The following is an 18,539-nucleotide window of genomic DNA, read 5'->3' as shown; positions in this document are numbered from 1 at the left end:
CGTACGTACGGGCCCGGATCAGGGCCCGGATCAGGGCGTGGTGCGGATGTGTGCGGGCAGCGCGTCCGGTCCGGTGCCGGGCAGCAGCGACAACGCGATCTGCGCCGCCATGTAGAGCAGGACGGTGGCGTTCATCGCGGCGGTGACCGCCAGCAGCCTCGCCGCGCCGTGCCACCGTGCGGGGAGCCTGTCCATGCCGCGCTCCACGGCACTGGTGCCGGTGGTCCGGTGCTGGAATCGCAGGATGGCGGGGAGCAGGACGACCAGCGCCGTCACCGGTGCCTCGTAGAGCGGCCATTGGTACCAGCGGCCGTCGAAGAGGGTGAGCTGAGGGATGGCGTGGCCCCATACGCCGACGGCGAGCAGCGGGTAGATCTGGGTGAGCAGCGCGACCGACAGGTACGACACCAGGTAGCTCGCCGTGTACAGCCGCCGTGGGGACCATGCGGGACGGGTGGCGCGAAGGCGCCCCATGGCGTTGCTGATCAGGATGACCGCCGCGTAGAAGGCGCCGTACATCGGCAGCAGGGGAAGCCAGAGCCAGGTGCCGGTGTGGGCGGGCGGGCCGGCCCAGCCGGGCAGGTAGGGCCCCCAGGACCCGGCCGGGGTCAGTGCATGGACGTTCTGGACGAAGACGGGGTGCAGGTAGTTCTGTACGGGATCGAGCCAGGCGGCGAGCAGGAACCCGATGATGCCCGCGGCGTCGAACGACAGCTGCCGCCGGGCTCGGCTCTCCCGGTAGGCCCGCACCGTCAGGAGGGCCAGGGTGAACACGACCGCCGCAGTGAACAGGGACTGCAGGGCCAGGGCGAGGGCCGGGGCGGGGCCGCGTTCGCCGCCGGTGAGGCGGTAGCCGTCGTCGTCGATCCAGCGGATCAGGACCAGGAGCTGGGCCAGTACGCAGACCGCTCCCAGCGCCGCCCAGGCCCGGACGGTGCCGCGGGCCTCCCGGGCGCGCTCCGGCAGCGATCGCTGCGTGGCGGCGCGGGGGCGCGTCACAGCTGCCACCAAGCGTGCACCACGGCGATCGGCAACGGTTCGTCCCGCTCGTCGGTGGGGACGGCGGTGAAGGCGGTGGGAAGGTCCGCGGGGTCCGTCGGGTTGGTGTAGCGGTCGGAGGTGATCGCCCAGTCCTGGTTGCCGCGGATGAAGCAGCCCAGGTCGCCGACATAGCGCAGCTGACGGCGAGTCAGCTCGGCTTCGTGGCGGTCACGCAGGCGCAGGAAGTGGGCCGTGACGCGGTCGCGCTGGGCGATGACGCGGTCCAGGGCGTCGCGCAGGCTGCCGCCGTCAGCGGCCCGTACGACCTGGACAGCGTTCATGAAGTAGTACGGGCCGCGGTTCTCCTTGTGGAAGGAGAAGATGTCGTTGTCCCAGCCGATGATGAAGTACGCCATCTCGGCCAGTGCGCGCACGAGCGGGTGATGGTGTTCGCGCGGGGTCAGTTCATAGCCGCCGGCGATCTCCAGGAAGGGCTCGGCAGCGGTGGCGGCCCCGTTGTACAGCCGGATCAGGGTGTAGTCGTTCAGGCCCGGAACGCTGCCCATGCTGCGGTGGTGGGCCTCCCAGACCAGGGAGAAGAAGTACTCCCGGATCCCGTCGGTCCAGCGGGCCAGCTGTCCGGGTGTGGCGTACCCGGCCAGACGGCCTCGCAGCTCACGGACGCCCACGGCCAGCGGGTCGCCGTCCAGCATGGGCGACCGCGGCTCCTGGGCGACTCTCAGCAGGCGCGACAGCTGGGCGGCGAGTTCGCCGGGGTGACGGCCCAGCTCGCCGTGCTCGCAGATGTCGTCGTCGACGCCGAACAGCCACAGGATGAACTCGGCCAGCAGTTCGACGACCTCCTGCGGGCCTTCAGGCAGCACCCGGGCGGCGAAGACGCCGATGTCCTGCTGAACCAGGTGGGCGCGCAGGGCATCGGAGCCGATGTGCCACTGCTGCGCCCAGGAGGTGCTGTTCTCCTGCACCAGTACGTGCCCCGCGTGGATCCGGGGCGGGAAGGGAGAGTAGACGGGCGGCACGGTGAGGGTCGTGGGGAGGCTCGTCATCATGGGGTTCCTGGGGGGGGAGGAAGAGGAGGAGGAAGGGAGCGGAGGGGGCGGGCTCACGCGGTCCTCACGGTGGCGGCGCGGGCCGTCGCCCGCAGGACGTCGACGGTCGTGCGGGGGAAGGGGGCCCGGTCCAGAGCTCGTAGCGCCTTCTCGTAGCGGACCTGGATCATGCGCTCGACCGTGTCCCGGGCACCGGTGGTGGTGAGCAGGTCGCGGATGCGGCTCGCGCCGCCCTCGTTCAGCTCCGGGTTGCCGAGCAGGGTGTGCAGGAGGACGCGCTCGGTCCGCCGGGCGCGCCGCAGGGCGAGGGCGATCAGTACGGTGTGCTTGCCGCCGCGCAGGTCGTCGAGCCGGGGCTTCCCGGTGGCCCGGGGCCGGCCGAAGACACCGAGGAGGTCGTCGCGCAGCTGGAAGGCTTCGCCGAGGGGGAGGGCGAAGTCGCTCAGGGCGGCGAAGACCTCGGGGCCGGCGCCGGCCAGGGCGGCACCGATGTGCAACGGCCGTTCAACGGTGTACTTGGCCGTCTTGTAGCGGATCGTGGTCAGGGCCTGTTCGACGTCGTCGGTGGGTTTCCCGGTCGAGGTCAGGTCGAGGTACTGGCCGTACAGGACCTCGGTGCGCATCGTGTCGAGCAGCGGGAGGACGCGTGCGAGCTGGGTGGTGGTGAGACCCGCGCCGTGCAGGAGTTCGTCCGACCAGGCCAGGGCGAAGTCACCGATGAGGATGGCGGCCGAGGCGCCCAGGTGGGCGGCGGCCGCGCCGGTGCGGCCCGGTGCGTGGCGGGCGGCCAGCGCGCGGTGGACGCTGGGGTGACCGCGACGGGTGTCCGAGCCGTCCATGATGTCGTCGTGGATCAGCGCGAAGGCGTGGAACAGTTCCAGTGATGCCGCGGCCTTGAGTACGGCCGAGGGGTCCCCGGCGCCCCCGGCGGCCTGCCAGCCCGCGACGCAGAGCACGGGGCGCAGCCGTTTTCCCCCGGCGAGGACGAATTCACCCAGGGTGCGGGGCACTTCGCCGGGCATGCGGCGCTCGTCGGCGGTGCGGGCCTTGCCGTCCAGGAAGTCGGCCAGGATCCTGGCCACGTGCGCCCGTACGGTCGCCGGGTCGGGCACAGCGGCGGGCGGTTCGGTGGGCAGTTCGGCGGGCACCCCGGCCGGCAGTTCGGTGGTCATCGCGGGGCTGCCTGCGGTGGGGCGCCGTCCGGCTCCGTGAGGCGGAGGGCCTCGTCCAGGAGCCTTTCGACGATGCGGTGCTCCGGAACGGTGGCGATGACCTCTCCCTTGCGGAAGATCTGGCCTTTGCCGTTCCCGCAGGAGACCCCCAGGTCGGCTTCGCGGGCTTCGCCGGGGCCGTTGACCACGCACCCCATCACGGCCACACGCAGCGGATGGGGAAAGTCCGTGAAGGCGGCCTCCACCCGGGCGGCCAGCTTGTGGATGTCGACCTGCAGCCGTCCGCAGCCGGGACAGGAGACGATTTCCAGCTTGCGCGGCCGCAGTCCGAGGGAGGCGAGGATCTGGCAGCCGGCCTTGACCTGTTCGACAGGTCCGTCGGAGATCGAGACACGGATGGTGTCGCCGATCCCCTCCGCGAGCAGCACCCCGAGGGCGACCGCCGACTTGATCGCCCCCTGGAACGCCGGGCCTGCCTCCGTCACCCCCAGGTGCAAGGGGTAGTCGCAGGCTTCGGCGAGGATGCGATAGGCGGCGATCATCGTGAGCGGGTCGTGGTGCTTGGCCGCGACCTTGAGGTCGGTGAAACCGTGCTCCTCGAAGAGCGCGCACTCCCACAGCGCGGACTCCGCCAGTGCTTCGGGGGTGGCCTTGCCGTGCTTGGTCAGCAGGCGCGGGTCGAGGGAGCCCGCGTTCACGCCGACCCGGATCGGCACCCCGGCCGCGGAGGCGGCCCGGGCGATCTCTTCGACCTTGTCGTCGAATTTCTTGATGTTGCCGGGGTTGACGCGGACGGCGGCGCAGCCGGCGTCGATGGCGGCGAAGACGTAGCGGGGCTGGAAGTGGATGTCCGCGATGACGGGGATCGGGGACTTGGCGACGATGGCGGGCAAGGCATCGGCGTCGTCCTGGGAGGGGACGGCGACGCGGACGATGTCACAGCCCGCGGCGGTGATCTCGGCGATCTGCCGCAAGGTCGCGTCGATGTCAGTGGTGTTGGTGGTGGTCATGGTCTGGACCGAGACGGGTGCGCCACCGCCGACGGGGACATCGCCGACTTGGATCCGCCGGGTGCGGCGGCGCACCGGAGTGATGGGGGGCGGGGTGGGGAGGCCGAGGTCGATGGCGGGCATCTCAGGCTCCCTTCCTGACGTGGTGGGCGGGGGTGGAAGGGGTACGGCGGCCGGGCGGCCGGAGGGAACCGTCGGGAATCTGCCGGAAGGCCCGCCGGGTGGACATCACGGCCTCCCTTCATGAGCGGGGAGGTCGGCGCGGGCGCGCAGGACGGAGTAGGCGATGCCTTGGGCGGTGAGGCCGGCAGCGGCAAGGATGTCGGCACGGGTGCCGTGGGCGAGGAAGCGCCCCGGCAGACCCAGCACCCGTACCGGGGTGCGGGAGCCGGCATCGGCCACAGCACGGGCCACCGCGGTGCCCATGCCCCCGGCACGGGTGTTGTCCTCCACCGTCACCACCAGCCGGTGCGTGGCGGCGAGCTCGATGAGTTCCGCCGGTACGGGCAGCACCCAGCGGGGATCGGCGACGGTCACGCCTGTGCCCTGCCCGTCCAGGGAACGGGCGGCCTCCACCGCCGGCTGGGCCAGCGGGCCCACCGCCACCACCAGCACATCCCGGATTCCGGAACAGTGGAGGACATCGACCGGGCCCTCGCGCTTCACGGCGTGGATGTCGTCGGCGACCGCGGCCTTGGGAAAGCGCAACGCGGTCGGGCCGGCGGTGTGCGCTACGGCCTCACCGAGGAGCTCGCGCAGCCGTGCGGCGTCCCGTGGCACCCCCACCCGCATCCCGGGCACCGCACCCAGGAGGGTCAGGTCCCACATTCCGTGGTGCGACGGCCCGTCGGGGCCGGTGACGCCCGCGCGGTCGAGGACGACGGTGACCGGCAGCCGGTGCAGGGCGACGTCCATGAGGACCTGGTCGAAGGCGCGGCCGAGGAACGTGGCGTACACCGCGACGACCGGGTGGAAGCCGCCCAGTGCGAGGCCGGCGGCGGAGGTCATCGCATGCTGCTCGGCGATCCCGACATCGAAGAACCGGCGCGGGAAGCGTTCGGCGAAGCGGGCGAGGCCCGTGGGGCCCGGCATCGCCGCAGTGATCGCCACGATCTGCTCGTGCCGCTCCCCCAGCTCGCACAGTTCACCGGCGAACACGCTCGTCCACGACCGTCCGCCGCCCGCCCGGGCCGGCTGTCCGGTGGCAGGGTCCAGGACACCGACCGCGTGCATGCAGTCCTCTGTGTCCGCCTCGGCCGGGGCGTAGCCGCGCCCTTTGACGGTGACCGCGTGGACGACCACCGGGCGGTGCAGATCCCGCGCCCTGGTCAGGGCCTCTTCCAGGGACGGCAGGTGATGGCCGTCGACGGGGCCGAGGTAGGCGAAGCCCAGCAGGCGGAAGAGGTTGCGGGCCGCCGTCATCGGCCCCGGTGGCACGCTGCCACCCGCAGCGTGCGGGCTGTGGAGCCCCGGGCTGCCCTGGTCCCTGTCGGGGGTGGTGGAGCGCAGGTGCTGGAGGTGGTCGGCGAGGGCGCCGACGGTGGGAGCGTAGGAGCGTGTGTTGTCGTTCAGCACGATCACCAACGGCCGGTCCGGGCTGCCGCCGAGGTTGTTGAGCGCTTCCCAGGACATTCCGCCCGTCAGGGCCCCGTCGCCGATGACGGCGACCACGTTCCGGTCGGCTTCGCCGGACAGATGACGGGCTTTGGCCAGGCCGTCGGCGTAGGACAGGACTGTCGAGGCGTGGGAGTTCTCGATGACGTCGTGCGGCGACTCCTCGCGGGAGAGGTATCCGGACGGACCGCCCGCTTGCCGCAGCCGGTCGAAACCCCTGGCACGGTCGGTGAGGAGCTTGTGGACGTATCCCTGGTGGCCGATGTCGAACAGCACCGTGTCGCGTGGGGAGTCGAACACCCGGTGGAGTGCGATGGACAGTTCCACCACGCCGAGGTTCGGACCCAGGTGCCCGCCCGTCGCGCAGACCTTGCCGATCAGGAACGCCCGGATCTCCCCCGCCAGCGCCGACAGTTCCTCCTGTGCGAGACCACGCAGGTCCTCCGGCGCTGCGAGCGCGGACAGGAGAGGGAAGCACCCGGGAGAGATCCCCTCGCCGGCAAGAGGGGCGGTGCCCCCGGCGGGTGCCCGGTTCCCGGATCCGGTACGGGGCTTGGAAGACGGGCGGGGCGTGGGCACGGGTCGGGTGCTCATCGGGCCCTCACCGCCGCAGGCAGCCCGGAGGGCACCGTCCCGGGCACGGTGGTGGGTGCGCGGACGGTCACGGGGTCGAGGTCGCCGAGCGCGGCAGGACAGCACCGGCCCGACCGGGCGGGCCGGACACATCCCCGGTCGGCAGCCTGGCCGCCTGGGGCAGTGATCACGGCACTCATCCCCTTGCTCGTGATACGCGGGCGCCCGAACGGTCACAGCCGCAGAAGGGGGCTACCGCTGCTCATGCGACGGGACCTGGGACACGCGCACACTCATGCCGGGCAACACCACGGACAGGCCGCAGGTGTTGGATCGGCACAGCGGAAGGCAGTCCGGAACAGGACCATCACCTTCCGCTCATAGTTGAGCCCTGTACCAAGCGCAGAGAAGGCGCATGCCGCCGGCGCCCTATAGACATACAAACACCGCCGCACCCCAACGCCCGGCTGGACCGCAGCTTCACTTCAGGTGACGCGCTGGTGGGGGCGGGCGTGAACCCCGGCCCTCGTTACTGGCCCACCCTTCCGTCGATGCACTCGCGCAACAGGTCGGCCTGCCCGCAGTGACGGGCATACTCCTCGATCCTGTGCACCATCAGCTCCCGCACCGCGATCCCGTCCTTCCCCACGCGCTCCCCCAGGTCCGGGTGCTCGGCCAGCGCGGCGTCGGTCGCGGCCTGCTCGCGCTCCAGATCGAGGTACGCGGCGTCCACCACGGCCTGGTCGCCGACGGCTCCGTCGAAGTCCGCGTCACGCTCGCCGTACAGCTTCGGCAGCGGGTCACCGTCACTGATCCAGTTGCGCCAGTCCCGTTCCACCTCGGCGAGGTGCCGAACCAGGCCGAGCAGCGACATCGTCGACGGCGGAACCGACCGACGGGCCAGTTGCTCCGCGTCCAGGCCCTCGCACTTCATCCGCAGGGTCATCCGGTAGTTCGTCAGGAAGTCCTGCAGTGTCGCAAGCTCGCCGTCCGGGCTAGGACCTTCGCTGTTGCGGGGGTCGTCGTCCGGATCGGCCCACATGTCGGGGTAGACGGTCGCCTGGGTCCATCGCGCGGGTTGATCGCTCATGCGTTCCATGTTCGTCTGCGGAGGCCCGGGCTCGCCACTGAGTTCTCGCTGGGAGGTGACGTCATGGACGGGGGACGTGCGGGAGTGCTCACCGGGACAGGCCCAGGCTGAAGTCGCCGAATCGGTAGGTCGTTGTGCCAGCGATTCCAGTGGCGAATGTGCCGCTCGCCTGCTCGTTCTCGACCGCGTTGACGAAGCGGCCGTTGCTGACCCTTCCGCTACCGGCGCCGCGAGCGTTGCCGTGGGTGCTGCTGGAGAGCTTCTCCAGCCGCCTGTTCACGCCTAGGTCCGACACCTGGCCGTCGTCGTAGGTGATGGTGTCACTGGTGACAGTCTCGGTGATCAGCCCGCTGGTGCTGAGCACAGAGCCCGACATACGGATAGTGGCACTGTGCCGGGGGCCGCCGGGCTCGTCGCATGTGAGGCTGCCGCTGCCGGAGACTCCCCCGGACAACTCGTTGACGTTCACGGTGATATCGCCGAAGCAGAACAGCACCGCCCCCTGCACCCGGTCGGCGGCGATGGCGCCGCCGACCCCGGCAAGGCCGAACACCACTGCTGCGGCGAGCGCCGCCAGCTGCCGTGCAGCTCTTCGTCCTGTAGACGCACTTTCCCCTGACGAGCATCGTGTGAGCCGCATAGCCCCTCCTACCGCGGATGCGCCCCCGCTCCATCACGGGATACGACTAGGACAGCAGGAGCGGAGAGTCTCTTTTGTCACTGTCCGCACGATTCACCCGCGAGAGCGCGGCCCGAAACCGGTTACGCGACGACTTTCACTCGAACGCCAGATTGGCGGACAGGACGGCCGCATGCACCAAAGTGCCCCGAACCCCCGAGCACGGCCCAGGGCGCGCGTACGGTGGCGGCGTCGGGGGAAGCTGTTCGCGATCAGCACAGGTCCGTCGTCGGAGGGGAATGACCGCATGCGCACCCTGACGTTCGTCGTCGGTACAGGCCGCAGTGGGTGCCGATGCCGGAGTTCGTCTACACCCGCAGGCTGCGCCCCGGCCTGGACGGTTCGCGACGGAGACCACCGGCATCCCCGCTCTCTCCCTGATGGTGCTTCCGCACTTCACCGATCACCCGCCAGATCACCCCGATCGATCCGCGCCCGACACGACTTGCAGGTACGCCGCCACGAACGGCTGGCTTGCCCGCAGCGCTTGCACCTCTTCCCACGACTCCCCATGGGCAGATCATCGCGTACCCATACAGAGGGCGATAGCGGCTTCACCGGCCGCGGGCGGCCGCCTTCTGGCGGCCGAGCCACCCCCGCGCCCAGGCGAGGAAGGCTCCCCCGGCCAGCACGGCGAGGCACAGGCCCACGGCATCCAACTCCCAGTGGAGGACCTGGAAGTTGTAGGTGAGCCAGGGCAGCGCCGCGAGAGCCGTCCCCGCCGCGTGGGAGCCGGGCCACTCGGCGCGGGGGCCCGTGATCACGAGGGCGGCGGCCAGGGCCAGCACAGGCAGTACCGACCAGTGGAGACTGAGGAACAGCAGCGCCGATCCCGTGACCAGCAGCCCGAACAGCGGCAGGAAGGCAGCCGCGGCGTACACCGCCGCGCCTCTGCGCACCGTCCGCCCGACCGGCGGAGTGTCGGGCGGACAGCCCAGCACCATGACGAGGGCGAGGACGGCCGACAGCATCCTGCCCGTCCCGTCGAGGACGTACATGTCCCCGAACACCTGTTGCACGGCCAGAGCGACCATGCCGAGCAGGGCCAGCACACGCGCGGCGCGCCAGCGCCCTGCCAGGGTCGCCCCGCCGGCCGCGGCCAGCACCAAGTCCGCCGTCACCAGCATCCCGAGGGAGAAACCGTCCGGACCGTCCGGCAGGACATGGACCACCACCCTCATCACCAACTGCGCGAAGGACAGCGCCGCGTACACGGCCGAGCCCACCGCCGCGTACGGCGCGGCAGCGGCCAGCACCCGGCCGGCGGGGCCGGCCGAGGTCAGCCGCAGCCGCATGCGCACCGCGTGCCCGGCCAAGTCCGCTCCCTCACACCACCGCCAGGCCCGGGAGGCGCCCGCGGTGGACTCGGCGAAGTGGGCGGCGATCTCGTCGCCGTACGCCCGGCGGTACGCGCGCGGGTAGAGCATCAGCGCCAGGGGCGGCCGGCTCATGCGGTGACCCCCTTCGGCACGGACGGGCCGGCGGTCCCGAAGCCGCCTGCGAGCCCGAGCCGCCGCTGCGCCTCGCTCGCCACCGCCCGCAACCGGTCGGCCTCCGCTGCGAGCCGCACCCGCCCGCCGCCGGTGAGCGTGTAACTCCGCCGCAGCCGCCCGTCGACGACCTCCTCGCAGTACACCTCGATCAGTTCCTCCTGCACCAGCCGGTCGAGAGCCGCGTACAGCGTCCCCGTCCGCAATCGCACCCGTCCCCCGGAGATCGCCAGCACCTCTTGCACGATCGCGTAGCCGTGGCGCGGTTCATCACTCAACGCGGTCAGGAGCAACAGAGTGGGCTCCTGCATTGGTCGGTCAGCCATGAGGACACCATAGGTCGTTGATCTACATATGTCGATCAACGACCTATCGCCCTCCCCTAACCGACCCGCCCGGATTCCGGCGACACCGCTCCGCCTCGCGGGCACCATCGCCCGTCCGACGGCCCTCGGGCGAGCGCGAACGGCGCGGTCGCGGACATCGTGACGACGACTTCCTCGACCATGTCGCTGACCAGCTCACGGCCCTGCCCGCCGTACGCGCCGTCGCCCTCGGCGACTCGCGCATCCAAGGCACCCACGGCACCCACGGCACCCACGGCACCCGCACCACCGACAGCGACTGGGGCCTGGCCGTGTACTACCGGGCAGGTTTCGACCCGGCCGGGCCCCGGCCGAACAGGACACCGTGGCGAGAGTCGGCAACTTGTCGTGCGATACGGTCGTTGGGCGACTGATCGTTCAGGTGAGGGGGAGCACGTGAGCACGGCGGCGTACGGCGTCCGGCCGGCGAGCCTGGGGCGGCGCTACGCGGCGGCTGTGATTGACGGAGCCCTCTCCGTTGCCTGTGGGCTGGGTGTGGGCGGCATGTCCGGCACCGGGGCACGTTCAAAGCCTGCATCAGCGGGATGAACATCGGGCCGCCCCCGCGCTGACCGCCCACGAGCCGTCCGCTTCCCGGGCAGTGGCGTCGGCTCCGGCCAGGCCCACGGCCTGCGGGACGGGCACAGCACCCGCCGGCAGAGCGTCGGAGACGATCGCCTCCGACGCCCCGACAGAAACCACAGACGCGGGCACAGACGCGGGCACGGCCAGGAGCAGCACGGCATCGACCAGGACCGTAAGCCCGGCATCGGCCAGGCACACAGCACCTACGGCACCCCGCGGGGACCGCGGGCATACCGACCGCGTCGCTTCCTGGATCCGGTCCTCACCCAAGGCCCGGCGTTGTCCCAGCGGCCGCCTCCGGCGGTGCCGGACCGGTTCGGCAACAGCCTCGTGAAGAAGGCACGGGGGCGCGCAGTGTCGGCTGGTGGCGGGCCGACGGTCACCAGCTGGTGACGGCCTCTCCGTTGTGCGGGCCGCCGACGCACATGTACATCGGGGGAATCCAGAAGATCTGCCGGATGCGGCCGCCGCTGTCGACGCACTGCTGCGCGCTGACCATCACCTGCGGACTGTCGTCGGCGCTGTCGGCATGGGCAGGCGAGGCGAGCACGGTGGCTGCCCCGCTGAGCAGGATGGTCGCTGCGAGCGTGCCTAAGGCACGGTGGAAACGGTTCATGGCTGAGCCTCCCCAGTGGAAGAGCGCCACCACGGCGGGCGCCCGGTGACGGGATCCCGGACGGCCAGGGCGCACATCAGAGATCCGGGAGGTATCTATCCGTATCGTGATCAAACGAACGCCCGGCAGCCGGCGCACTGACGCGTGGCATGCCGCACCTTCACCCCCACGCTCCCTGGCATGACCCCGCACGCTGTTGCTCTGCCGACAGCCATGTACACCCCGACCGCCCAACCCCCCGCCAGCCCTCCGACGACGATCGTCTCCGGCGCCCCGCCAGACACCGTGGCGGTGGTGCGGAGCATCCTGCGCCGCAGCGAGCCCGGGGCGGGCCGTTCATTCGCCGGCAGTCGGCTCCGAGTGAGCGGCGTCCCAGGCCGCCCGTGAGGCGGCGATGAACGGCCGGTGGGCGATCGACCAGTCCGCGAGGGCCTTGACGAGGTGGGTGAGACTGTGACCCATTTCCGTCAGCTCGTACTCGACCTGGGGCGGCACGGTGGGATACACGGTCCGCTTCACCACCCCGTCGCGCTCCAGACGCCGGACGGTGAGCGTGAGCATACGCTGCGAGATATTGCCCGGGATGGCGCGCTGCAGCTCCTTGAACCGCCGTATGCCGGAGGCGAGCTCGACCACCACGTAAACGGACCACTTGTCGCCGAGCCGGTCGAGCACGTCCCTCACACCGCACTCGTCCTGCGGCGTCTCGCAGACGATCACGGGCTCGTCCGGCACCGGGGTGGTTACCGCGGTGTGCCCTACTGACATCAAAGTGCCTCCTTATGCGATCGAAACTCACTCCCCATGATGGAAACACACAGCTCAGGAGGGAGATCTCAATGATTCTGGTAACCGGTGCAGGCGGCGCGCTCGGACAGCTCGTCGCCGGCGAACTGGCCGGGCGGGACGACGTCGTCCTCGGCACCCGCACCCCCCGCTCCACCGCGGAGCGCCGCGTCGACTTCGACGACCCGTCCTCGCTCGACTTCACCGGGGTGGACACCCTGCTGCTCATCTCCGCCGGGTACGGCGAGGACGACGTCGTCATCGCCCGCCACGACGCGGCGATATCGGCGGCCGAGAGAGCGGGCGTGCGGCACATCGTCTACACCAGCCTCAGCGGCGACGGCGACCACCTGGCCTACGCGCTCGCCCACCGCTGGACCGAACGCCGCCTCGGGCGCAGCCCGCTGGCGTGGACGATTCTGCGCAACGGGCTCTACGCCGAGTTCCTCGCCGGTATCGCGGCTCCGGGCCCCGACGGGACGATCGCGGCGCCGCTGGGCGAGTGCCGCCTGGCCGCGGTGGCCCGCGCAGACCTCGCGGCGGTGGCGGCCCGGGTGGCGGCCGAGCCGGAGCAGCACGCGGGACGGGTGTACGAGCTCGTCGGCGAGCGGGCCCTGGGCGGCGCCGAGCTGGCTGCCGCGATCGGCGGCTCGTACGAACCCTCCTCGCTCGGCACGGCCCGCGAGGCGATCACCGAGGCCGGCCAGGCGCTGCCCTACCAGGTGCCGATGCTGGTGGGCACGTACTCGGTGATCGCCGGGGGCTTCCTGGACGGCAGCGGGATCAAGGACAACGCCCTGCGCACGCTCCTGGGCCGCGAGCCCCGGCCGGCGCTGGAGGTGTACGAGGCCATGGTCGCTGCGGCACGGACGGCTGGGGAGGCATGACCGTGAAGCTCTCAGCGACAGATGGAACCGGGAGGACCGGCCCGCAGGTCGTGGCGGTCCTGAGGGCGCACCCTCGACGGCACCCGTGACATCGGCGAAGCCGTCGGCTGCACGTCCGCATACGCGGGGGTTCGCCCTTGCGCCGCGGCTTCAAGATCACAGCCGATATCCGGCTCCCCGACAACGACCCCACACCTGGTGCATGCGCAGGGACCCTCGCGAGAACTCCGGAACCCGCGATACGGGCACTCTCGGAGCGTGGGGCATCGGGTCCAGCGGCGTGCACAGCGATGCGCCACGTGCGGTGTGCGCACGTCAGCCGGTGCGCCGGCCGCCAGCCCTAGGCGGCATCCGGGTCCCCCGGAAGGGCGCAGGCCCCGGCCGAGGCCGCAGGCCTTGATGTTGAACAGGTAGAGACCCAGGAAGTTGATGTGCCAGCCCTCGAGCAGGGGGAGCTTGGCGATCCATGAGCGCGCCCGCGTCCGACCAGGCACATCGGTGCCGTCCGGCTGTTCAGTGCTCGATCGTGCGAAGGCAGGCCAGGCCGGAGTCGCGCAGGATGCGGTCGGCCGTCTCGTTCAGCGTGTTGCTCGCGCCGATGACGGTCTCGAAGCCACCGGGGTGGGCCGGCCCGCTTTTCGTTTGGCCTGCGTGTGACGGGACGAGCATTCGGCAATAAGTTCGGATCTGCTGAGGAGCCCGGCTCCGGAGCGACGAAACCGGCGGCCTCGCCGTCGACGCCGCCCAAGGAGAACGCCGGCCGGCGCGTCGGGGGCTTCATGAAGAAGTGGGTCGGCGCCCTGCTGGCCGCCTCCAAGGACCTGAGGCGTGTCGGCGGCGAAACGGTGGGTGGACGGGCCACCGACCACTACCGGGGCACGGTCGTCCTCGCCGACCTGAAGAACTACGAGGTCCCGGCCATGACGAAGGACTACCGCGACCGGTACCTCCTGCAGACCGGCAAAGCCGGCATGGAAAAGGCCGAGATCGACGTCTGGGTCGACACTGTGCGCCTGGACGCCGGGGCTACGACTCGGAGCGCCGGGCATGGACCACCCACCGCTGGGACAACCGGCCGAACCGCCGCCCATGAGGGCACACCTGTCTCCGCGAGCTCTTACGCGCGCTCGGGCTTGCGCGCCTCGATGAGGGTCCTGGAGGAGTGGGCGATGAACGGTCCCTCGGCCTCGATCTTCTCGTGCAGCTCGCGCAGGCGGCCGCGGTACTGCTCGACGGTGAAGCCGGGCACCGTCCAGATCACCTTGCGGAGGAAGTAGATCACGGCGCCGACGTCGAAGAACTCCATCCCCAGCCGTTCCGTGCGCACGTTGACGATCTCCAGACCGGCGGCCTTCGCCGCCGCGCTCTCGTCGTCGGGGTGCCGCTTCCTGCGTGCCTCGGGCTGCGGCCCCAGGAAGTACTCCACCAGCTCCCACACGCTGGCGGGCCCGACGTGCTGGGCGAAGTACGTTCCACCCGGTCGCAGCACGCGTGCGATCTCCGACCACCACACCGTCGCGGGATGCCGGCTGGTCACCAGGTCGAACGCCTCGTCGGCGAACGGTAGCGGCGGCTCGTCCGGGTCGGCGACGACCACCACCCCGCGCGGGTGCAGCAGCCTGGTCGCCTTGGCCACGTTCGGTGGCCAGGACTCCGTCGCGGCCATCGTGGGAGGCAGCTTCTCCGCCCCGGCCAGGACCTCACCACCACCGGTCTGAATATCGAGCGCCGCCGACACCACCGCCAGCCGCCGACTCATCGCCTGCTGATAGCCCCATGACGGGCGTTCCTCGGTCGCCCGACCATCCAGCCAGGAGAAATCCCAACCCTCCACGGACACTGACTCAGCCTCAACGACAAGCTCTTCAAAAGGACGCGACATACCCACATCATTACGTCCCAGTCCACCCGAACGCACATACTTTTCCGCCGCGGCCCTCGGCAAGTCGGTGACGGGAACAACGTACGGTAGCGGCCGACCCCGCCACCCATGAGGGCACGCCTATCTGCGCGACCTCTTACGCGAGGCAACCATCGACTCCCCCGCGCCTTTGCGCCGATCGTTTCCCCGGCGGTAAGCGCGTTCCGGTCCGCTGACCGCTGGGCTGCTCTGCACTATTTTCCCTAGGTCAAACGGAGGGTGTTCCTCCAGTCCCAAGGCCGACGCGGCGGCAGAAGAAGCCCCCTACGGTCGTCACCGGCGACAGCAAGAAGCTTCGAGCCGGGACAGCAGATCCTGCTCCGAGGCGTCCGGATCCGTCTCCGTCTCCGCCCACGGGCGGGACGGACGAAGCGGCTGCCGCCCGTACGCCTGTTTCCCACGGAGTTCTTCGATGCCTTTGATGACGGCGGCCCTGGTGCTGCTCGCGTTCGTGATGCCGCTGGCCACGGACATGTACCTGCCCGCCTTCCCGCAGATGACGGGCGACCTGCACACCGACGCCTCGGGCGTCCAGCTCACACTCACGGCCTTCCTGGTCGGCATGGGCCTGGGACAGTTGATCCTGGGTCCGCTCTCCGACCGCTTCGGACGCCGCACCCCCATCCTGACCGGCGGCATCGCCTGTGTCATCGCCACCGCCTTCTGCGCGCTCGCGCCCTCCCTGGCCTGGCTGGTCGTCCTGCGCTTCCTGCAGGGCTTCAGCGGTGCCGCCGGCGTGGTCATCGGGCGTGCCGTCATTTCCGACGTCGCCAAGGGAGACAAGGCCGCCAAACTGCTCGGCGTCCTGATGACCCTCATGGGCATCGCCCCGGTCATCGCGCCCGTCGTGGGCGGCGCCGTCATCGAGGCCGGCGACTGGCGCGGCGTCTTCTGGGTCCTGTCGGCCGCCTCGCTCCTGGCCTTGGTGGCCGCGGCCTTCGCCATACCCGAGAGCCTGCCGCCCGAGCGGCGCCACCGCGGTGGCATCGCGGCCACCGCACGCGCCGTGCGCGACGTCCTGGGCAACCGCGCCTACGTCGGCTACACGTTCTGCTTCGGCATGTCCCTGGCCGTGCTCTTCTGCTACCTGGGCGGCGCCTCCTTCCTCTTCCAGAACCTCCTCGGCCTCAGCGTCGGCCAGACCTCGGCCGCCTTCGCCTCCGTCGGCATCGTCAGCGTCCTGGCCGGTATCGCCGTCACCAAGCTCGTCGGCCGCTTCAAGCCCACATCCCTGCTGCGTACCGGCCTGGGCCTGATGACGGCCTCCTCCGCCGCCCTGTGCACACTGTCCCTGACCGGCCGGCTGAACATCGTCGCGGTCCTGGTCCTGCTCTACGCCGCCTTCGTCGGCATCAGCATGGTCAGCATCAACACGGCCGCGCTCGCCCTGGAACGCGTTCCCGAGGCCGCCGGCACCGGCTCCGCCGTCCTCGGCACCGCCCAGAGCCTCCTGAGCGCGGTGGCCGCTCCCCTGGTCGGCATCGGCGGCGAGCACACCGCCGTCCCCATGTTCACCGGCATGACCGCCTCAGCCCTGCTCGCCATCGCCGCCCTGCGCCTGACCAGAACCGCCGCCCCGACCGTCGGCTGAACGCAACGCTGCCGGGCCACATGACGCCCTACCGAGGGCGATCCTGGCGGCCAGGGCCCAAGCGCGCAAACAGCCAGGCCGACTGAGCCACTTCCCACGGCGGCGGCACCAGGCCTCGGAGCGGGCCCAGCTCCCCCGCACGGGGGAGCCGGTGCATACCCCGGACTGACGATCCGGGACAACTGGACGCGGAAGCTAGTTCCATGAGCGAGACGAAGACGCACACGCACACGCAGACGCAGACGGAGCCACAGGCCGGGGCGGGACCGTACGGCCGGGCCGAGGCCGAGGCTGTCGCGGGCATGCGGGCCACCGCCCGCCCGGTGCCCCGCTGGGCCGAGATGGTCGCCCGCGCGATCCCGCTGCTGATGCTGCCCGTGTGCCTGTGGCGGCTGCCGTTCGCCTTCCACTTCCCGATGGGGCTGCGGGACGACGGCCCCTTCCCGGACTCCCTCTGGCTGAGCGTTCCGTACATCTTCGGGCTCAGCATTCTGTCGGAGCTCGCCGCGCTGTCCTGCTTCGCCCTGGTGCGCGGCTGGGGCGAAGTGGTGCCGGACCGGATCCCTCTGATCGGCGGCCGCCCGATCCGTCCGGCCGTGGTGCTCGTCCCGGCGGCACTCGCATCCTTGGGTGCACTCGCCCTGCTCGCCGACTGGGTCCTCGGCACATTCGGCCTCGCGGGCGTGCCCGCACCGCACTTCGCGAACGGATGGTGGGCACTGCTGGCTGCCGTGACCAGCGGCCTGTTCATTCTGTGGGGCCCGCTGCTGGCAGCCCTGACCTGGCAGTACTACACCCGCCGCTGCCGCTGATCGCACGCGTCGGCGCGGTCGGCAGAGGCGAGTGGCCCTCAGCCGTGTCCTGCCACGCGCCCGGCGCCGGGACTGCGCAGCCGAAGAGGACCAGCACCCTCCGGCGACCCGATAGGGGGCGCCTGCCCTCCGGTATCAGCGGGTGTCGAAGCGATCCTGGGAGGCCAGGACGGTGTCCGCGTAGCGGGCGGCCCAGGTGCCCATCGCGCGGATGGGGACCAGCAGGGCCGTGCCGGCCTCGGTGAGGGCGTAGTCGACGCGCGGGGGCGCCTCGGCGTAACGGCGGCGCTCCACCAGGCCGTTGTACTCCAGCCGCCGCAGCGCGTCGTTGAGCACTTTGGGGCTGATCCCACCGATCCGGTCCAGCAGGTCGCGCGGGCGCTTCGGGCCACCCTCCCCGAGGATGAAGACCACCACGCTGTCCCATCGGTTCGCCAGCACCTCGAAGGCGACCCGGGCCCGGCAGTCCGCCGCGAACCTGTCCCCCGCCAGTTCCTCACGCTCTCCCATGCGCCCATCCTGCCCGGCTGATGCACACCGCGCGGTGTGCATCAGCCCGCCTAACGTCCGGGCATGACATCCCACGGGACAAGAGCAGAGGGGAGCAGCATCATGCGCATCGGCATTCTCGGCACGGGCTCGATGGCCACAGCCCTGGGCGGTGCCTGGGTACGGGCCGGGCACAAGGTTCTGGTGGGCGGGCGGAACGTGACGGCCGCAGCGACGGTTGCAGCAAGGATCGAAGCCGCCGGGCACGGCGGCCTGGCCGAGGCGGCTGCTTACGGTGAGGCGGTCCTGATGGCCGTACCGGCGGACAGCGCGCCGCAGTTGGCCCAGGAGCTCGCCCCTGTTCTGACCGGACGGACGGTGCTGGACTGCACGGTGCCCATGGAGCCCGGCCCGGACGGGCCCTCCCTGACCACCGCCGGCGGCACGGACTCCGTCGCCGCGCGCATCGCGGCCGCCGCGCCGGACGCCGGTGTCGCCAAGGTCTTCGGCATCTGACACGAGAGCATCTGGACCCTGCCGCGGCCCGCCTTCGAGGGCGCGCCCCTGGCGGTGCCCTTCTGTGCCGGTACCCCCGTCGCGGCCGCCCTCGCGGCAGAGTTGATCACGTCGATGGGCTGCTCCCCCCTGCCGTGCGGCGGACTGTCCCGCGCGGCGCTGCTGGAGGCGGCTGCGGTCCTCGCCATCGGTGTGTGGTGGTCCGGCGGCGAGGCACGTCACGCCTTCCCCTCCCCCGCCCTGGCACCCGGCGCGGTCGACGACGAGGGATAGGGCCAGGGCGAGGGCGAGG

General features: G+C 71.1%; 19 protein-coding genes. 5 read left to right on the top strand and 14 right to left on the bottom strand.

Annotated elements, in window-relative coordinates:
- Positions 1 to 30 precede the first annotated feature (30 nt).
- From AB0G59_RS06285 to AB0G59_RS06230, 12 genes are all read right to left on the bottom strand, one after another.
- Positions 31 to 1,008: a spirocyclase AveC family protein gene (locus AB0G59_RS06285; RefSeq protein ID WP_360908551.1), complete on the bottom strand. Its 978-nt coding sequence runs from the start codon at positions 1,006 to 1,008 to the stop codon at positions 31 to 33.
- Complete coding sequence (locus AB0G59_RS06280) at positions 996 to 2,051, bottom strand: selina-4(15),7(11)-diene synthase (protein WP_360908549.1); 1,056 nt, start codon at positions 2,049 to 2,051, stop codon at positions 996 to 998. The genes AB0G59_RS06285 and AB0G59_RS06280 overlap by 13 nt, the downstream gene beginning before the upstream one ends.
- 53 nt (positions 2,052 to 2,104) lie before the next feature.
- Positions 2,105 to 3,223 (bottom strand): polyprenyl synthetase family protein, encoded by a 1,119-nt coding sequence (locus AB0G59_RS06275; RefSeq protein ID WP_360908547.1) that lies wholly within the window; start codon positions 3,221 to 3,223, stop codon positions 2,105 to 2,107.
- Positions 3,220 to 4,356, bottom strand: coding sequence for a flavodoxin-dependent (E)-4-hydroxy-3-methylbut-2-enyl-diphosphate synthase (gene ispG, locus AB0G59_RS06270; RefSeq protein ID WP_360908545.1), 1,137 nt, complete (start codon positions 4,354 to 4,356; stop codon positions 3,220 to 3,222). The genes AB0G59_RS06275 and ispG overlap by 4 nt, the downstream gene beginning before the upstream one ends.
- 105 nt (positions 4,357 to 4,461) lie before the next feature.
- On the bottom strand, positions 4,462 to 6,441 hold the full coding sequence (dxs, locus tag AB0G59_RS06265) for a 1-deoxy-D-xylulose-5-phosphate synthase (protein WP_360908543.1): 1,980 nt from the start codon (positions 6,439 to 6,441) through the stop codon (positions 4,462 to 4,464).
- Between the two features lie 508 nt (positions 6,442 to 6,949).
- Positions 6,950 to 7,519 carry a DinB family protein gene (locus tag AB0G59_RS06260; RefSeq protein ID WP_360908542.1) on the bottom strand — a complete coding sequence of 190 codons (570 nt, stop codon included), beginning with the start codon at positions 7,517 to 7,519 and terminating at the stop codon, positions 6,950 to 6,952.
- 79 nt (positions 7,520 to 7,598) lie between these two features.
- The gene (locus tag AB0G59_RS06255) at positions 7,599 to 8,066 is read right to left on the bottom strand and encodes a hypothetical protein (protein WP_360908540.1); all 468 of its coding nucleotides are present in this window, start codon (positions 8,064 to 8,066) and stop codon (positions 7,599 to 7,601) included.
- 677 nt (positions 8,067 to 8,743) lie between these two features.
- Positions 8,744 to 9,640 (bottom strand): hypothetical protein, encoded by an 897-nt coding sequence (locus AB0G59_RS06250; RefSeq protein ID WP_360908538.1) that lies wholly within the window; start codon positions 9,638 to 9,640, stop codon positions 8,744 to 8,746.
- Positions 9,637 to 10,005 carry a PadR family transcriptional regulator gene (locus AB0G59_RS06245; RefSeq protein WP_360908536.1) on the bottom strand — a complete coding sequence of 123 codons (369 nt, stop codon included), beginning with the start codon at positions 10,003 to 10,005 and terminating at the stop codon, positions 9,637 to 9,639. Before AB0G59_RS06245 ends, AB0G59_RS06250 begins: the two co-directional genes overlap by 4 nt.
- Positions 10,006 to 10,061: 56 nt before the next feature.
- Positions 10,062 to 10,253 (bottom strand): hypothetical protein, encoded by a 192-nt coding sequence (locus tag AB0G59_RS06240; RefSeq protein ID WP_360908664.1) that lies wholly within the window; start codon positions 10,251 to 10,253, stop codon positions 10,062 to 10,064.
- 755 nt (positions 10,254 to 11,008) lie between these two features.
- Positions 11,009 to 11,245, bottom strand: a complete 237-nt coding sequence (locus tag AB0G59_RS06235; RefSeq protein ID WP_360908534.1) for a hypothetical protein — start codon at positions 11,243 to 11,245, stop codon at positions 11,009 to 11,011.
- Between the two features lie 336 nt (positions 11,246 to 11,581).
- Positions 11,582 to 12,013 carry a helix-turn-helix domain-containing protein gene (locus AB0G59_RS06230; protein ID WP_071967792.1) on the bottom strand — a complete coding sequence of 144 codons (432 nt, stop codon included), beginning with the start codon at positions 12,011 to 12,013 and terminating at the stop codon, positions 11,582 to 11,584.
- A 71-nt stretch (positions 12,014 to 12,084) separates the two neighbouring features.
- On the opposite strand from AB0G59_RS06230, the gene AB0G59_RS06225 reads away from it, so the two are divergent.
- The gene (locus AB0G59_RS06225) at positions 12,085 to 12,918 is read left to right on the top strand and encodes an NAD(P)H-binding protein (RefSeq protein ID WP_360908532.1); all 834 of its coding nucleotides are present in this window, start codon (positions 12,085 to 12,087) and stop codon (positions 12,916 to 12,918) included.
- 1,117 nt (positions 12,919 to 14,035) lie between these two features.
- Here AB0G59_RS06225 and AB0G59_RS06220 read toward each other — a convergent pair.
- Positions 14,036 to 14,800, bottom strand: coding sequence for a class I SAM-dependent methyltransferase (locus tag AB0G59_RS06220; protein WP_360908530.1), 765 nt, complete (start codon positions 14,798 to 14,800; stop codon positions 14,036 to 14,038).
- A gap of 451 nt (positions 14,801 to 15,251) precedes the next feature.
- On the opposite strand from AB0G59_RS06220, the gene AB0G59_RS06215 reads away from it, so the two are divergent.
- Positions 15,252 to 16,430 (top strand): multidrug effflux MFS transporter, encoded by a 1,179-nt coding sequence (locus AB0G59_RS06215; RefSeq protein WP_360908528.1) that lies wholly within the window; start codon positions 15,252 to 15,254, stop codon positions 16,428 to 16,430.
- Between the two features lie 203 nt (positions 16,431 to 16,633).
- Positions 16,634 to 17,242 (top strand): hypothetical protein, encoded by a 609-nt coding sequence (locus AB0G59_RS06210; RefSeq protein WP_360908526.1) that lies wholly within the window; start codon positions 16,634 to 16,636, stop codon positions 17,240 to 17,242.
- A gap of 135 nt (positions 17,243 to 17,377) precedes the next feature.
- Here the strand turns inward: AB0G59_RS06210 and AB0G59_RS06205 are convergent, their stop codons facing one another.
- Positions 17,378 to 17,752, bottom strand: coding sequence for a helix-turn-helix domain-containing protein (locus AB0G59_RS06205; RefSeq protein ID WP_360908524.1), 375 nt, complete (start codon positions 17,750 to 17,752; stop codon positions 17,378 to 17,380).
- A gap of 102 nt (positions 17,753 to 17,854) precedes the next feature.
- Here AB0G59_RS06205 and AB0G59_RS06200 point away from each other — a divergent pair, with 102 nt between their 5' ends.
- Positions 17,855 to 18,247: an NAD(P)-binding domain-containing protein gene (locus tag AB0G59_RS06200; RefSeq protein ID WP_360908522.1), complete on the top strand. Its 393-nt coding sequence runs from the start codon at positions 17,855 to 17,857 to the stop codon at positions 18,245 to 18,247.
- 114 nt (positions 18,248 to 18,361) lie between these two features.
- Positions 18,362 to 18,520 (top strand): hypothetical protein, encoded by a 159-nt coding sequence (locus AB0G59_RS06195; RefSeq protein WP_360908520.1) that lies wholly within the window; start codon positions 18,362 to 18,364, stop codon positions 18,518 to 18,520.
- Positions 18,521 to 18,539: the final 19 nt, after the last annotated feature.

This window comes from Streptomyces sp. NPDC021096 (genome assembly GCF_040641275.1).
GTDB lineage: Bacteria > Actinomycetota > Actinomycetes > Streptomycetales > Streptomycetaceae > Streptomyces.
The sequence above is the reverse complement of the archived record's forward strand: the minus strand, read 5'-3'. Positions and strand labels throughout refer to the sequence as shown.

What these genes read in the sequence shown, in the direction of transcription:
- AB0G59_RS06260 (WP_360908542.1), bottom strand. Translation starts at nt 7,519, where the DNA reads ATGGAACGCATGAGCGATCAACCCGCGCGATGGACCCAGGCGACCGTC.
- AB0G59_RS06205 (WP_360908524.1), bottom strand. Translation starts at nt 17,752, where the DNA reads ATGGGAGAGCGTGAGGAACTGGCGGGGGACAGGTTCGCGGCGGACTGC.
- AB0G59_RS06250 (WP_360908538.1), bottom strand. Translation starts at nt 9,640, where the DNA reads ATGAGCCGGCCGCCCCTGGCGCTGATGCTCTACCCGCGCGCGTACCGC.
- AB0G59_RS06200 (WP_360908522.1), top strand. Translation starts at nt 17,855, where the DNA reads ATGCGCATCGGCATTCTCGGCACGGGCTCGATGGCCACAGCCCTGGGC.
- AB0G59_RS06245 (WP_360908536.1), bottom strand. Translation starts at nt 10,005, where the DNA reads ATGGCTGACCGACCAATGCAGGAGCCCACTCTGTTGCTCCTGACCGCG.
- ispG (WP_360908545.1), bottom strand. Translation starts at nt 4,356, where the DNA reads ATGCCCGCCATCGACCTCGGCCTCCCCACCCCGCCCCCCATCACTCCG.
- AB0G59_RS06235 (WP_360908534.1), bottom strand. Translation starts at nt 11,245, where the DNA reads ATGAACCGTTTCCACCGTGCCTTAGGCACGCTCGCAGCGACCATCCTG.
- AB0G59_RS06215 (WP_360908528.1), top strand. Translation starts at nt 15,252, where the DNA reads ATGCCTTTGATGACGGCGGCCCTGGTGCTGCTCGCGTTCGTGATGCCG.
- AB0G59_RS06280 (WP_360908549.1), bottom strand. Translation starts at nt 2,051, where the DNA reads ATGATGACGAGCCTCCCCACGACCCTCACCGTGCCGCCCGTCTACTCT.
- AB0G59_RS06230 (WP_071967792.1), bottom strand. Translation starts at nt 12,013, where the DNA reads ATGTCAGTAGGGCACACCGCGGTAACCACCCCGGTGCCGGACGAGCCC.
- AB0G59_RS06225 (WP_360908532.1), top strand. Translation starts at nt 12,085, where the DNA reads ATGATTCTGGTAACCGGTGCAGGCGGCGCGCTCGGACAGCTCGTCGCC.
- dxs (WP_360908543.1), bottom strand. Translation starts at nt 6,441, where the DNA reads ATGAGCACCCGACCCGTGCCCACGCCCCGCCCGTCTTCCAAGCCCCGT.
- AB0G59_RS06210 (WP_360908526.1), top strand. Translation starts at nt 16,634, where the DNA reads ATGAGCGAGACGAAGACGCACACGCACACGCAGACGCAGACGGAGCCA.
- AB0G59_RS06220 (WP_360908530.1), bottom strand. Translation starts at nt 14,800, where the DNA reads ATGTCGCGTCCTTTTGAAGAGCTTGTCGTTGAGGCTGAGTCAGTGTCC.
- AB0G59_RS06275 (WP_360908547.1), bottom strand. Translation starts at nt 3,223, where the DNA reads ATGACCACCGAACTGCCGGCCGGGGTGCCCGCCGAACTGCCCACCGAA.
- AB0G59_RS06195 (WP_360908520.1), top strand. Translation starts at nt 18,362, where the DNA reads ATGGGCTGCTCCCCCCTGCCGTGCGGCGGACTGTCCCGCGCGGCGCTG.